General features: G+C 68.8%; 13 protein-coding genes and 1 riboswitch. Of the genes, 7 read left to right on the top strand and 6 right to left on the bottom strand.

What is annotated here, in order from left to right; genetic code table 11:
- Positions 1–171 precede the first annotated feature (171 nt).
- Positions 172–1,797, top strand: a complete 1,626-nt coding sequence (locus tag ABFG95_RS02615; protein ID WP_278992646.1) for a methyl-accepting chemotaxis protein — start codon at positions 172–174, stop codon at positions 1,795–1,797.
- Positions 1,798–1,886: 89 nt separating this feature from the next.
- On the opposite strand, the gene ABFG95_RS02610 is transcribed toward ABFG95_RS02615, so the two are convergent.
- Together ABFG95_RS02610 and ABFG95_RS02605 are read right to left on the bottom strand one after the other, a co-directional pair.
- A complete protein-coding gene (locus ABFG95_RS02610) occupies positions 1,887–2,609 on the bottom strand; it encodes a substrate binding domain-containing protein (protein WP_278992647.1) in 723 nt (240 codons plus the stop codon).
- A 36-nt stretch (positions 2,610–2,645) separates the two neighbouring features.
- Complete coding sequence (locus tag ABFG95_RS02605; protein ID WP_278992648.1) at positions 2,646–3,419, bottom strand: MipA/OmpV family protein; 774 nt, start codon at positions 3,417–3,419, stop codon at positions 2,646–2,648.
- A gap of 140 nt (positions 3,420–3,559) precedes the next feature.
- On the opposite strand from ABFG95_RS02605, the gene ABFG95_RS02600 reads away from it, so the two are divergent.
- The 3 genes from ABFG95_RS02600 to ABFG95_RS02590 all read left to right on the top strand — a co-directional run bounded on the left by ABFG95_RS02600 (position 3,560) and on the right by ABFG95_RS02590 (position 6,952).
- Positions 3,560–4,228, top strand: coding sequence for a response regulator transcription factor (locus ABFG95_RS02600; RefSeq protein ID WP_059271302.1), 669 nt, complete (start codon positions 3,560–3,562; stop codon positions 4,226–4,228).
- On the top strand, positions 4,225–5,586 hold the full coding sequence (locus tag ABFG95_RS02595) for an ATP-binding protein (RefSeq protein WP_175144451.1): 1,362 nt from the start codon (positions 4,225–4,227) through the stop codon (positions 5,584–5,586). Before ABFG95_RS02600 ends, ABFG95_RS02595 begins: the two co-directional genes overlap by 4 nt.
- Before the next feature lie 106 nt (positions 5,587–5,692).
- Positions 5,693–6,952: a hypothetical protein gene (locus tag ABFG95_RS02590; protein WP_100503535.1), complete on the top strand. Its 1,260-nt coding sequence runs from the start codon at positions 5,693–5,695 to the stop codon at positions 6,950–6,952.
- 73 nt (positions 6,953–7,025) lie between these two features.
- On the opposite strand, the gene ABFG95_RS02585 is transcribed toward ABFG95_RS02590, so the two are convergent.
- Both ABFG95_RS02585 and ABFG95_RS02580 read right to left on the bottom strand, forming a co-directional pair.
- On the bottom strand, positions 7,026–8,012 hold the full coding sequence (locus tag ABFG95_RS02585) for a tripartite tricarboxylate transporter substrate binding protein (protein ID WP_175144453.1): 987 nt from the start codon (positions 8,010–8,012) through the stop codon (positions 7,026–7,028).
- An 18-nt stretch (positions 8,013–8,030) separates the two neighbouring features.
- Entirely contained in the window at positions 8,031–8,984 is a 954-nt protein-coding gene (locus ABFG95_RS02580) for an alpha/beta fold hydrolase (protein WP_278992649.1), read from the bottom strand.
- Positions 8,985–9,094: 110 nt separating this feature from the next.
- Here ABFG95_RS02580 and ABFG95_RS02575 point away from each other — a divergent pair, with 110 nt between their 5' ends.
- Both ABFG95_RS02575 and ABFG95_RS02570 read left to right on the top strand, forming a co-directional pair.
- Complete coding sequence (locus ABFG95_RS02575; protein ID WP_175144455.1) at positions 9,095–10,012, top strand: LysR substrate-binding domain-containing protein; 918 nt, start codon at positions 9,095–9,097, stop codon at positions 10,010–10,012.
- Positions 10,013–10,143: 131 nt separating this feature from the next.
- Positions 10,144–11,616, top strand: a complete 1,473-nt coding sequence (locus ABFG95_RS02570; RefSeq protein ID WP_020928243.1) for a M20 family metallopeptidase — start codon at positions 10,144–10,146, stop codon at positions 11,614–11,616.
- 45 nt (positions 11,617–11,661) lie between these two features.
- Here the strand turns inward: ABFG95_RS02570 and ABFG95_RS02565 are convergent, their stop codons facing one another.
- On the bottom strand, positions 11,662–12,042 hold the full coding sequence (locus tag ABFG95_RS02565; RefSeq protein WP_175144456.1) for a hypothetical protein: 381 nt from the start codon (positions 12,040–12,042) through the stop codon (positions 11,662–11,664).
- 129 nt (positions 12,043–12,171) lie between these two features.
- Positions 12,172–12,543 (bottom strand): fluoride efflux transporter CrcB, encoded by a 372-nt coding sequence (gene crcB / locus ABFG95_RS02560; RefSeq protein WP_175144457.1) that lies wholly within the window; start codon positions 12,541–12,543, stop codon positions 12,172–12,174.
- Positions 12,544–12,706: 163 nt separating this feature from the next.
- Positions 12,707–12,770, bottom strand: a riboswitch (Fluoride riboswitch).
- A gap of 104 nt (positions 12,771–12,874) precedes the next feature.
- Here crcB and ABFG95_RS02555 point away from each other — a divergent pair.
- Positions 12,875–13,432, top strand: coding sequence for a DUF1415 domain-containing protein (locus ABFG95_RS02555; RefSeq protein ID WP_059271290.1), 558 nt, complete (start codon positions 12,875–12,877; stop codon positions 13,430–13,432).
- Positions 13,433–13,624 lie beyond the last annotated feature (192 nt).

Below are 13,624 nucleotides of genomic sequence, written 5' to 3'. Positions count from 1 at the left end.
GCAGCCAACAGCCCCACCGGTATCGGTGGGGCTTTTTCATGGGCGGTTGGCAGGCTTACGGGGCGCCATCCATGTAACCCAATGAGATATTTAACTTTTCATTGCAATAAGCCGTAAACAGTCCGACAGCCGCCCAAGGCTGCCCTCCGCAACCCCCGAGTGGCCCTCCCCATGTTCAAGAATCTGAGTATCCGCGCCGTCCTGACGACCGCGCTCTGTATTTTTTTCGCCCTTTTCCTGGTCACCGGCATCGCCGTCTACCAACAGCTGACCTCCAACCGCAGCTCGATCGAGGTGATGCTGGACACCAACCTGGTGCGGGCCAACGCCGTGGACGATGCCGGTTCCGAACTGCTGCGGGCGCGCCTGGTGTTGCTGGCGGCCCAGACCACCTTGCTGGAAGGCAAGAGCATCGACAGCCTGGCGAGCATGCAGCGCCTGGACGGCTACACCAAGAAGGCCGCCGACCTGATCCAGAGCGCGCGCCAGAATCCCGAGACCTCGCCCGTCGGCAAGCCCTTGTTCGACGAGGCGCTGGCTGCCTATGAGGTCTATCAGCGCGATGCGATCACGCCGATGATCGCCGCGATCCGCGCCGGCAAGGCGCATGACGCCAGCCGCCTGAACCTTGAAAAGGTCACGCCGCTGGGCATCGCCTTCACCCAGGCAATCCAGAAGTACGTGGACTTTGCCGACGAAATCGGCAAGCGCGTGGCGCGCGAAGCCAACGCCCGCATCAACGGCGCCATCGCCTTCCTGATCGGCCTGCTGGTGGTGGTGGTGGTGCTGGTGGTGGGCCTGTACGCGGTGTTCGCGCGTTCGGTGTTCCGGCCGCTGCACGAGGCCGGCCGCCTGTTTGACCGCATCGCCGGCGGCGACCTGACCAACCGCATCGAGCAGCGCGGCAACAACGAAATCGGCGTGCTGTACGCAGCCGTCAAGCGCATGCAGGACAGCCTGGCGCGCACCGTGGCCGCCGTGCGCCAGGGCGTGGAAGAGATCCACACCGGTTCGCGCGAGATCGCGGCCGGCAACATTGACCTGTCTTCGCGCACCGAGCAGCAGGCCGCCTCGCTGGAGGAAACCGCCGCCAGCATGGACGAGTTGTCCTCCACCGTGAAGAACAACGCCGACAGCTCGCGCAGCGCCTCGCAACTGGCCTCGGCGGCATCCGACGTGGCGACGCGCGGCGGCCAGGCGGTGGGCGATGTGGTGGGCACCATGCGCGCCATCGCCGACAGTTCCAACCGCATCGCCGACATTGTCGGCGTGATCGACGGCATCGCCTTCCAGACCAACATCCTGGCGCTCAATGCCGCGGTGGAAGCGGCCCGCGCCGGCGAGCAGGGCAAGGGTTTCGCGGTGGTGGCCAGCGAAGTGCGCGCGCTGGCGCAGCGCAGCGGCCAGGCCGCCAAGGAGATCAAGGGCCTGATCGACGATTCGGTGCAGAAGGTTTCGATCGGTTCCGACCAGGTCGAAGCGGCCGGCGCCACCATGCAGGAGATCGTGGCGTCGGTGCGCCGCGTGACCGACATCATCAACGAGATCTCCAGCGCCTCGGAAGAGCAGTCGCAGGGCATCCAGCAGGTCAACCAGGCGGTGTCGCAGATGGACAGCGTGACGCAGCAGAACGCCGCGCTGGTCGAGCAGGCGGCGGCATCGGCGGCGTCGCTGGAAACCCAGGCGCAACGCCTGCGTGACGCGGTGGCGGTGTTCAAGCTGCAGACCGGCCGCGTGATCGATGCCGAGGCGCCGGCCCTGGGCCACGGCGCCGAGCCGGCGCTGCTTGGCGCCTGAATGGCCGCCTGAATCGCCGTGCTTCGGGGCGCGGGACGCCGGTGCGTGCCGCGCCTTGTTGATGAGGTGGCGCCGCGCCGCCGTTGCGGTCAGTCCGCCAGCGCCCGCGTCAGGTGCGCGATCAAGGCGCGGGTGCGCGCCGGCAGCCGGGGCGCGCTGGTCAACGCATACAACGCCACCGGTTCCAGCTCCCAATCCGGCAGCACCGCCACCAGCCCCGGCGCGCCGTCGCGCAGCGGCGCGATGCCGGCGCCGCGCGCGGCCAGCTGCCGCGCCATCTCGGGATCCTCCACGCAATAACGTTCGCGCGTCATGACGATGGCGCGGTCCTGGCCGCGCCGCAGTTGCCAGCGCGCGGGCGCGCCGTGGTCGTCGGCATGCACGCCGATGCAGTCGTGCGCCGCCAGGTCCGCCGGGTGTTCGGGGGCGGGCCGCCGCGCCAGGTAGTCGGGGGCGGCATAGAGCCCGGCGCGCAGGGTGCCCAGGCGATGCGCCAGCCAGGACGGGTCGGTGGGCGGTTCCAGCCGGATCGTCAGATCGGGGCGATCCGGCGCCGCGGGCGCGGCCCGCGTCACGCGCAATTGGAACCGCAGGCCGGGATGGCACGCCGCGAAGGCCGCCAGCAGGGGCGCCAGCGCCTGCCGGGTGCGGGCGTCGGGCAGGTCCACGCGCAGCGGCCCGGCGTCGCGGCCCGCCGTGGCCACCTGGCGCGGCAGCGGTGTCAGTGGAATGCCCAGCGCCGCGGCGGCGCGGCCGAAAGCCCCGACGCTGGTGACCTTGGCGAACACTTCCATCCTGGGCAGCGGTTTCATGGCGCGGGTTTCCTGGGAAGGCGCGGCCGGGGCCGCTCAGAAGGCGTAGACCACGCCGACGCTGCCGAACATATTGGTGCGGCGCTCGGTCAGCGGGCTGTCGCGTGCGTCGCCCAGCAGCGTGTTCACGCCCAGCGTGGTGATCGTGCTCCAGCCGGGGTTGATGCGGTACGACCAGGTGGCGAACAGCGCCGCCGACTTGAAGCCGGACCCTGGCGAGTAGGTCGACAGCCCGGCGCGGCTGCTGGCGGCCTGCGAGGAGGTGACGCCGTACCAGGTCTGCATGGCGTCGTGGCTGGCCCACTGCGTGCTGGCGCCGATATTGACGCGATGGGCGCCTTCCTGCCAGGCGGCGTAGGTGGCGCGCAGTTCGAGCGTGCCGCCGTAGCCGCTGCGCGCGGCCTGGCGGTAGGCGGCTCCCAGGGAGAGGGGGCCGGGCGCCCATTCGACGAAGGCGCCGTAGGTGCCGTGGAAATCGATGTCGTCCAGGCCCTTGGTGCGGTCGGCGTCGCTGGAATCGCGGCCCAGGCCCATGCCGACGAACACGCCCGCCTTCCAGTCGGGCGCCAGTGCGGTCTGCAGGCCCATCGCAGGCAGGCCGGCGCGTGGCGAGATGAAGAAATTGCCCGAGTGGTAGTTGACCAACGGCACCGGCAGGGCGCGGTATTCGCGCGAGCCTTCGTAGACCGGCACATAGCCGACGCTCAACCCGATGAAATTGGTGCCAGGTTGATCGGCCTGGGCCGGGGCGGCGGCACAGGCCAGGGCGGCGGCCGTGGCGGCGCCAGTTGCTAACATAGCCAGCTTCATTGCGGGAACTTTCCTTTCTCGTGGACAGGCGCCCGGCGGCGGCCGGAGCGCGACAAGGCGCCATTGTCGGAGCCGGCTTTTAAAAATTCTTTAAATCCAGGACGGCACAATGCGGCGCCATGGAGAGTCAGGGAGCGTTCTTGCAAGTTCTGCTGGTGGAAGACGATGCGATGCTGGGCGACGCCTTGCGCGCCAGCATGGCGCAGGCGGGCATGCGCGTGGACTGGGTGCGCGACGTGCCCGAGGCCCGGCTGGCGCTGGTCGACCACGGCTATGGCGCCGTGCTGCTCGACCTGGGGCTGCCTGGCGGCAGCGGCCTGGCCGTGCTCAAGCATCTGCGTGGACGCTATGACGCCACGCCGGTCCTCATCATCACCGCGCGCGACCGCCTGAGCGAGCGGGTGCAGGGGCTGGATGCGGGCGCCGATGACTATATCGTCAAGCCGTTCCAGCTGGACGAACTGCTGGCCCGGCTGCGCGCCGTCGTGCGCCGCAGCAGCAATTCGGTGGTCTCGGTCCTGCGCTGCCGCGACGTGTCGCTGGACCCGGCGCGGCGGGTGGTGACCCGCGCGGGCGCCGAGGTGACGCTCAGCGCCAGCGAATACCGCACCCTGCTGGCGCTGATGGAGCGCGCCGGCCAGACCGTCAGCCGCGAGCAGCTGGAATCCGCCGTCTACGGCGGCAGCGGCACCATCGAAAGCAATACCGTGGCGGTCTACGTGCACCAATTGCGGCGCAAGCTCGGCGAGGACCTGGTCGCCACCGTGCACGGGCTGGGCTATCGCATTGCCGCGGGGGACGCGCCATGAAGACGCTGCGCAAGCGCCTGACCGTCACGCTGCTGCTGACCTTGTTGTTGACCTGGGCCGCGGTGTTCCTGTGCCAGCAGTACGCCATGAACGAGGCGCGCACCGGCATCCGCGACCAGACCTTGGTCGACTCGGCCAACCAGACCATCCTGTCGCTGCGGCGCGGCCTGCTCGATGAGCGGCCGGACGAACGTTTCAAGTTGCCGCCGTCCAGCCATTTCCGTGGCGAGCGGACCACGGTGCAGATCTGGTCGCTGGCGGACCGGCGCCTGGCGCTGCGCTCGCCGGAATCGCCGGCCCAGCCGCTCAATCCGCATTTCGACGATGGTTTCCGCGACAGCGTGATCCATGGCGAGAGCTGGCGCGTGTATTCGCTCAGCGACGCCTCGGGCCAGGTGCAGGTGCAACTGGCCCGCGCCGACAGCGTGCTGCGGGCCGAGACGGTGGCCGCGTTCAAGCGCGGCCTGGTCATCGTTACCGCCTTGTTCCTGCTGCTGGCGGCGGCCACCTGGATCGTGGTGCGCCAGGCCTTCCGGCCGGTCAACCAGGCCGGCGAGGCGATCCTGCGGCGCGCGCCGTTCGATCTGGCGCCCCTGCCGCTGGACCGCCTGCCGGGAGAACTGCATCCCTACGTGCAATCCATCAACGCCCTGTTGCTGCGCCTGCAGGCTGCCATGGACCACGAGCGCCGCTTCCTGGCCGACGCCGCGCACGAACTGCGCACGCCGCTGGCGGCGCTCAGCGCCCAGACCGAAGTGCTGTTGCAACGCATCGCCGGCACGCCGGCCGCCGACGCCGCCCTGCCACTGCGCGCGGTGGCGCAGCGCACCGCCCGCCTGGCCGAGCAATTGCTGGACCAGGCGCGCATGGACGCGGCCAGCGAATCCGGCGCGGATTTCGGACCGGTGGCGCTGGATACGCTGGTGGTGCTGCTGGTGCGCGATTGCGAAGCGGCCGCGGCGCGCAAGCGCCAGCGCATCCAGCTGGACGTGCAGGCCTGCGGCGCGCGCGGCGACATGGACACGCTGGGGGTGCTGGTGCGCAACCTGCTCGACAACGCCCTGCGCTACACCCCCGAGGGCGGGCAGATCGCCGTGGCGTGTGGGCCGGGCGAGGGCGGCGGAGCCTGGCTGCGGGTGGCCGACGATGGCCCCGGCATCGCGCCGGCCGAACGCGCGCGGGTGTTCGACCGCTTCTACCGCGCCCCGGGCGCCAATGGCGGCGGCAGCGGCATCGGGCTGTCGCTGGTGGCGCAGATCGCCGCGCGCCATGGCGCGGTCGTGGCGTTCGCGCCAGGCCTGAACGGGCGCGGCGTGGGCTTGACTGTCACGTTCCCCGGCAACTTCGCGCCGGCCTGACGCTTGGCCGCCATGCACCGGGCGAGGGAACCTCGCCGGCTGCTTCGTTACTCACCGGGATGCGGGCAGCTCCCTGCCCGTGGACAACGATGCGCGGAGGAGTCCCATGAACGACATTGCGGCCTTGCGGTCAGGCGCGAATTATCTGCAGCATGAAGTTAGCGATTTGCAGGAAGACCATATCAAGACGGCCAACAATTACTCCCGGCTGGCCCAACTGCTTGACGGCATCGCCGCTTCGAAGCAGGAACACCGGACCAATCTTGAGGCGCAATACCCCACGGCGTTCCAGCCCGATGCCAGGAATGGCGAGGCGGTCGCCAAGGGCGCCGACGAAATCCTGCGGCAGCAGCGATTGGTCCACGAGTGCCTGTCCCTGGTGGGAGCGTTGAGCGAAGAAGAGCAGGTCCACGGCGAACAGCTCAATCGCGTCAACGAGCGCCTGCACGACGCCTTGGCGCTGGTCCGGCATGGTCATACGCCTTCGGTCGAGGATGCGACCCGGCTGCGCAGCCATCTGCAGGAAGTGCGCGACGACGTTTCCGCCATGGCCGACCGTCATCAGATGACGCTCCAGGCCAATGCCGCGTTGATGGAAATGATTGGCCAGTTGAAGGCCGAGGCGCCGAATGTGCCACCGCCGGTGCGGGATCCCCGGCAGGCCTTGGACAATATGCGGACGGAAGGGGATATCCAGATTCCCGTGGGCGGCACGGTGGCGCCATCCACCTCGGCGTTCCCCGTGCCGACCTTTTACGCGGTGAGCCGTCGTATCGAGGAGGGGTTGCAGCCTGGCAGCGAGTTGGGCTCGCGCGCCATCGTCAGTGCCGACGAGTCGAGCAGCCAGGTGGTCTGCAACAACCTGGTGCGTATTTCGGCGCAGGATCTCGAGGATCCCGCTCGCCTCGAGCGGGTGGTCCAATCACTCACCCACAATCCCGCCCGGGGCTGCTTTGCGGTCGCCGCGGAACGGCAGGGAGAGCTGACCGCGCCCTCGGAGCAGATATTGTCGGCTCGCATGTTCAACACCGCGATCCTCATCATCGATCCAAAGAAGCTCGACCAACAGGATCAGGAGGGCCTGGGCGGCCTGCTGCTCAATCCGACGGTCAGTACGGAATGCTCGGTGGCCAGGGTCGGCCAGGATGCGATCATTGCCGCGATCGTGCCGCGGCGAACGGGCGGCGACGTAGGCGTTCCCACCCTGCAGGTGGGCGACACGACCGCCAATTTCGAAATGCGCGTTGGCGGCGGCAGCACGGCATTCCACAACCTGACCATGCCTGACTACGCCCAGGGCCTGACCGACTTGCTGCGCGCCAATTCAGATCGGACGATGCTGATCCACCTGACGCGGTTCAAGTAAGCGCAGGGACCGCGCCCGCTCGGCCGCCTGTAGCGCGGCGGGGCGGGCGCGAGACCGCTGGGGCCTGACAGCCTTACTGATCCAGCTGGATCTTGGCGTCGGCCGCCACGTTTTTCCACTTCTTCACGTCGCTGGCGATCACGTTCTTGAATGCTTCCGACGTGCCGGCCACTACCGTGCCGCCCAGGCTGGCCAGCTTGGCCTTGACCTCGGGGTTGTTGAGCGCCTTGACCGAGGCGTCGTGCAGCTTCTGCGTCACGTCCGCCGGCAGGCCCTTGGGCGCCAGCAGGCCGTTCCAGGCGTTGGCCTCGTAGCGCGGCAGGCCGGCTTCCTTGAAGGTCGGCGTGTCGGGCAGTTCGGGCGAACGGGTGTCGGCGGCGATGGCGATGGGGCGGATCTGGCCGCCCTTGATGTACGGCAGCGAGGCAGGCACCGGCTCCCAGATCATCGACACCTGGCCGCTGATGACGTCGGTGAAGGCCGGGCCGGCGCCGCGATAGGCGATGTGCATGAGCTTGGCGCCCGTCATCGACTTCATCAGTTCCATCGCCAGGTTGCCCAGGCCGCCGGCGCCCGACGAGGCGTAGGTGTACTTGTCCGGGTTGGCCTTGGCGGCGGCGATCAGGCCGTTCAGGTCGGCGGCGGGGAAGTCCTTGGTCACGCTCAGCACGCCGGGAACGGTCACCAGCTGCGTGATGGCGGTGAAGTCCTGCGCCGCGTCGTAGGTCAGGTTCTTGTACACCGCCGGGTTGGTGCCGTGGGTGCTGGACGAGGCCAGCAGCAGGATGTAGCCGTCCGGCGCCGAATCGGCCACGAAGCGCGTGCCGATCGAGCCGCCCGCGCCGGCCTTGTTCTCGACCACCACGGTGGCGCCCAGTTCGGTGCCCAACTGCGCGGCGAACACGCGGCCGATGATGTCGGCGGTGCCGCCGGGGGCGAACGGCACGATCAGGCGCACGGGTTTGTTGGGGTAGTCGGCCTGCTGCGCCGAGGCCGCGCCCGCGATCAGCGAGGCGCCGCTCAGCAACGCCACGGCGATTGCGGTTTTGGTCAGTTTCATGGTGTCTCCAGGCGAAGGTTAGTCGAGGCCGTTGAGCCAGTCGACGATGAGTTCGGCGATGCGGTCGCTGTTGCGGTCCAGCATGCAGAAGTGGGAATTGCCGCCGATGCCGGCGGCGGGCAGGTCCAGCACGTCGGCGCGCCTGCCGGCCCGCCGCAGGGCGTCCCAGTAGGCGTCGGTCTGGGCGCGGTAGCGTTGCCAGGTGTCGTGCGGGTCGAAGTGGTCGCCCCATACCAGCAGGTGCGGGGGCAGGGGGCCGTCGACGTGTTCGGGCGTGCCGGTCGGTTCCACCGCCACCACCGCGCGGATCGGGCCGGGGCATTCGCGCGCCAGTTGCGTGGCGTAGCCCCCGCCCTGGCTGTGGCCGATGACGATGCAGGGGCCGGCCAGGTCCAGCAGTTCGCGATAGGCATCCAGCGCCATGGCGTCATGCGCCAGCCAGCGCGGCACGAACTGCTTGGCGAAGGTGTCGAAGGCCTCGGTGGGGAATTGCTGCGCCGCATGGACGCGGCGCGGCTGACCGGCGGGCGCGTAGCCGCCGGCCGGGCCGACGCGGAACAGGTGCCAGGCCTCTTCCTTGGAACGGAATATGGGCGCCGCGTCGTAGATCTGCGGGTACATCGCCCACGAGGCGCGGCCGCGCTCGGGCGCATCGGCCACGAACACGTCATAGCCGGATTGCAGCAGCCGCCAGAGCCAGCCCTGGCGGCCGTCGGGGGTGCTCTCCCATTGCGCGCCGGTCATGCCGCCGCCGTGCCACAGCAGCACCGGATGCGGGTGGCGCGGCTCGGCCAGGCGGTATTCCTGCACGTACAACTGGCCGGCGCAGTAGCTGCCGTTCATGTCGATGGCGCGCGCGGCGCCGTTGCCCACCACTTGCTTGCGCAGCACCGGCAGTCCGCTGGCCGCGACCTCGCGGCCGCCCAGGAAGTGGCTGCGCAGGGATTTCAGCAGGACGGGGGCGTGGGACATCGGCATCTCCAGAAGACGCCGTAATACTAGTTGTAACAAGCGCGGGGTTTGTGCAAAATGCGCAGGGCCTGTGCCGATCCGGCACAGCCACACAAAAAGAGGGGAGACGGATGGATATCAAGTGGCTGGAGGACTTCGTGGCGCTGTCAAAGGCGCGCAACCTGTTCCAGGCGGCCGAGGCGCGCAATGTCACGCATCCGGCCTTCGGGCGCCGCATCAAGGCGCTGGAGGACTGGGCCGGCGTGCCGCTGGTCGAGCGCGGCCACCAGGTGTCGGCGCTGAACGCGGCCGGGCGCAGCATGCTGGCGGCCGCCATCGACGTGCTGGACATCCTGCGCGAGACGCGCCAGGGCCTGCAGAAGCCGGAACAGGAGCGTGTCCGCCGCATCGCCATCGCCTCCGGCAAGACGCTGGCGCATTCGGTGCTGCCGGGGCTGATGGCCAGGGTGCAGCAGGGCATGCAGCCGTTCCAGCTGAAGGTGGTCACCACCACGCTCAACTTTGGCATCGACATGCTGGCCGACGGCGAGGTCGATTTCCTGCTGTGCCACGCGCACGAGCCGCTGTACGCGCAGATCGACAACCCCAACTACCGCTTTCGCCGGGTCGGCGCCGACAAGCTGGTGGCGGTCAGCGCGCCGCTGGCGCCGGGCAGCCGCCATCCGCGCCATGCCGTGCCCAAGCTGGCCTCGGATCCGGCCGTGCCGTTCCTGGCCTACGCCGACAGCATGTCGCTGGGCCGCATCCTGCGCGATCGCCTGCGCGGCCTGTGCGTGCCGGCGCGGTTGCAGGCCATGTATGAATCCGACCTGGCGGACGCGCTGCATGCCATGGCGCGGCAGGGCTTCGGCCTGGCGTGGCTGCCCCACACGCTGGTCGAATCCGACCTGCGCGCCGGCGCCCTGGTGCGCGCCGACAGCGCGCGCAACGACATCCACATGGAGATCCGGCTGTACCAGTCGGTGGATAACGCCAAGCCGCTGGCGCGCCAGGTGTGGAGCCGGATCGAGGCCTACGCGGCGCGCTAGGGGCGAAGGGCGGCGCCAGCCGGCACTGTTTTTCCGGCGCCGCGCGGCAAACAGGGACAAAAGATGCCGGCGGCGCCCGGCAGGCATAAAATGGCGGATTATTCCGCTTCCCGACCACAGGATCCCGCGCCATGAACGCACGCATCCCCGACGACGCACTTCCTCCTACCCTCGATCCGAAGGCTCTGCAGGCTTTTGTGGACGACAAGTGGGACAACGAGATCATCCCCGCGCTGACCGACTACATCGCCATCCCGGCCAAGAGCCCGGCGTTCGACGCCGACTGGGAAAAGAACGCGTTCATCGAGCGCGTGGTGCGCGACGCGGCGCAGTGGGTCGAAGCCCAGAAGGTCTCGGGCCTGAAGCTGGAAGTGGTGCGCCTGCCCGGCCGCACGCCGGTGATCTTCTTTGACGCGCCCGCCACCCGCAGCGACAACGGCGACACCGTGCTGCTGTACGGCCACCTGGACAAGCAGCCGGAATTCTCGGGCTGGCGCGCCGGCCTCGGCCCCTGGACCCCCAAGTACGAAGACGGCAAGCTCTACGGCCGTGGCGGCGCCGACGATGGCTACGCGGTTTACGCCTCGCTCACCGCCATCATGGCGCTGGACAAGCAGGGCATCCCGCGCCCGCGCTGCGTCGGCATCGTCGAGACCTGTGAGGAATCCGGCAGCTACGACCTGCTGCCATACGTCGACGCGCTGCGCGACCGCCTGGGCAACGTGGCCCTGGTGGTGTGCCTGGATTCGGGCGCCGGCAACTACGACCAGCTGTGGATGACCACCTCGCTGCGCGGCATGGTGTCAGGCACGCTGGAAGTGCAGGTGCTGGACGAAGGCGTGCACTCGGGCGACTCCAGCGGCGTGGTGCCGTCGTCGTTCCGCATCCTGCGCCACCTGCTGGACCGCCTGGAAGACAGCGCCACCGGCCGCCTGCTGCCGCAGAGCCTGCACTGCGAAATTCCCGCCGACCGCATCGAACAGGTGCACGCCACCGCCCGCATCCTGGGCGACGAAGTGTGGCGCCGCTTCCCCTGGAGCTGCGGCGCCGACGGCGGCTTCGTGCTGCCCATGACCACCGAGCCGGAACAGGCCCTGTTGAACCGCACCTGGCGCCCGACACTGTCGGTGACCGGCGCCGAAGGCCTGCCGCCGCTGTCCAGCGCCGGCAACGTGCTGCGCCCGCGCACCGCCTTCAAGCTGTCGCTGCGCCTGCCGCCGCTGGTCGACGCCGTCGCCGCCTCGGAGGAAATCAAGGCCCTGCTGGAAGCCGACGCGCCCTACAACGCCAAGGTCCTCTTCAAGGCCAACGAAGGCGCCGCCACCGGCTGGAACGCGCCGGCCTCGGCGCCGTGGCTGACCCAGGCGCTGGATGCCGCCTCGCAGCAGTACTATGGCGCGCCCTGCGGCTACATCGGCCAGGGCGGCACCATTCCGCTGATGAGCATGCTGCAGAAGGGCTTCCCCAAGGCCCAGTTCATGGTGTGCGGCGTGCTGGGCCCCAAGTCCAACGCCCACGGCCCGAATGAATTCCTGCACGTGCCCTACGGGAAGAAGCTGACCGCCGCGGTCGCGCAGACCATGGCGGCGATGCCGGCGGCCTGATCGGCGTTGGCGCAGGAAAGAAAGCCCGGCCTGGCCGGGCTTTTTTCATGGCGTCGCGGCGGCGCCGCGCGCCGAGGGGCGGAAGACCACGTGGAGCGAAGCGTTGGAGGTCACGCGCAGGATCACGTTCGCGCGCGGGCGGCCTGAAAGACGGTGGGCAAGCCGCCGCAGCAACAGCCGCAGCGAGACAAGCACGAACGCGGCTTCCACGAACACGAGGGTGAGCAGCGTGCCGGGAGATTCATTTTGGGGGGCGAGCCGCACGACGCTGTGCAAGCCGTCGTCGGCCAGCAACGCCTGCATGCGCGCCGTCAGGCTATTCATGGCATCGATGTTCTCGATGTAGAAGTCTTCGCGTCGCCGTAGCAGCGCCGCCAGCGCTTCGTCGGACAGGTGGTCGGCGAAATAGGTGAGCGCGATGGCCATCCGGTTCTCTCGTGGGGGGGCGTGGCGCCACGCTAGCACAGCCCCGTCTCGCGGCGCCACAGGCGCCGGCGATGTCGGACGAAAGGTGGACGGTGAGCGCGACCGTCAAGGGCGCCCCGGCCGCCGCCGTCACAGCGTCCGCACCAGCGCCATCGCCGCGAACAGCGCCGCCAGCCCCATCCCGAGCGACAGGCCGGCGTACAGCAGCGCGGTGCCGATGCGACCCTGTTCCACATGCAGCGCGGTCTCCAGCGCGAAGGTCGAAAAGGTGGTGAAGCCGCCGACAATGCCGGTGGTCAGGAACAGCCGGGTCGGCTGCGACACCGAGAACTTCAGCGCCAGCAGTTCGGTGATCAGCCCCATGACGAAGCAGCCGATCACGTTGGTGGCCAGGGTGGCGTAGGGGAAGGCGATCCAGCCCAGGCGCAACGCGGCCAGGCTCATGCCGTAGCGGGCGGCCGAGCCGAGGCCGCCACCGATGAAAACCAGCAATAGATTCAAGATTTCTCTCCAGGTGAAACGATGGAGAGCAACAGCCTGGGGCTTGTCCACGGGCCGCGCCGGTTGAAGGCGCGGGCGGCCTGCGACGAGGTCGCGGCCCGAAAAACAAGAAACCCGCCGCGGCGGGTTTTGTCCGGACGGCACCCGCTGCGGGCATGTTGCCCGGTCAGCAGGAGCCATCAGCCGAGGGATCGGCGGTTTTGGGAAGCTCCATTCCCATTGCGATCGATTGTATCCCAGGCGCGGCGGCAGGGCGTTGGCCCAGGGTGAACCCGGTCGCGGGGCCTTCCACCGGGTCGCCTATACTCGCGTTTTGCCAGGATGACCCGCCATGATTTCCACTTCCGACGCCTACGCCAACGTGGTTGCCGAAACCCGCCATTGGCTCACCCAGGCCGTGATCGGCCTGAATCTCTGTCCGTTCGCCAAGGCGGTCCAGGTCAAGGACCAGATCCGCTTTGCCGTCAGCGATGCGACCGATGCCGAAGGCGTGTTGACCGACCTGCAGGACGAGCTGGCGCTGCTGGCCGAGGCCGATCCGGAAAAGATCGACACCACGCTGCTGATCATCCCCGACGCGCTCGATGATTTCCTGGAGTTCAACGACTTTGAGGACCTGTCGGACCGCCTGCTCAAGCGCATGCGTCTGGTGGGCGAGCTGCAAGTGGCCACGTTCCACCCCGGGTTCCAGTTCGCCGACACCCAGCCGGACGATATCGAGAACTACACCAACCGCTCGCCGTATCCCATCCTGCACCTGCTGCGTGAAGACAGCATCGACCGCGCGGTCGAGTCCTTCCCCGACGCCGCCGAGATTTACGAGAAGAACATCGACACGATGCAGCGGCTGGGGCTGGAAGGCTGGAAGCGGCTGATGAGCAAGCCCTGAGGCGGGCTTTGCTCCCGTTCCAGGCGGGCCTCTCCTGCGCGGGGCCGCGCAGGCGCGCGGCGCTGGGTCGAACCCGGCACCGGGATATCCCTAGATAGCCCCCGCGCCATATTGCATACAAGATACCGTCATTGAGACCCCCCGCCGTTCGGCGGGCGGCCTGTGCTTCCTTCCCCCTTGTTCATCGCATGG

This window comes from Achromobacter sp. HNDS-1, from assembly GCF_040084795.1.
GTDB classification, from domain to species: Bacteria; Pseudomonadota; Gammaproteobacteria; order Burkholderiales; family Burkholderiaceae_B; genus Achromobacter; species Achromobacter ruhlandii.
Note: the sequence above shows the minus strand (reverse complement) of the source record. Positions and strands in the feature narration are given on the sequence as shown.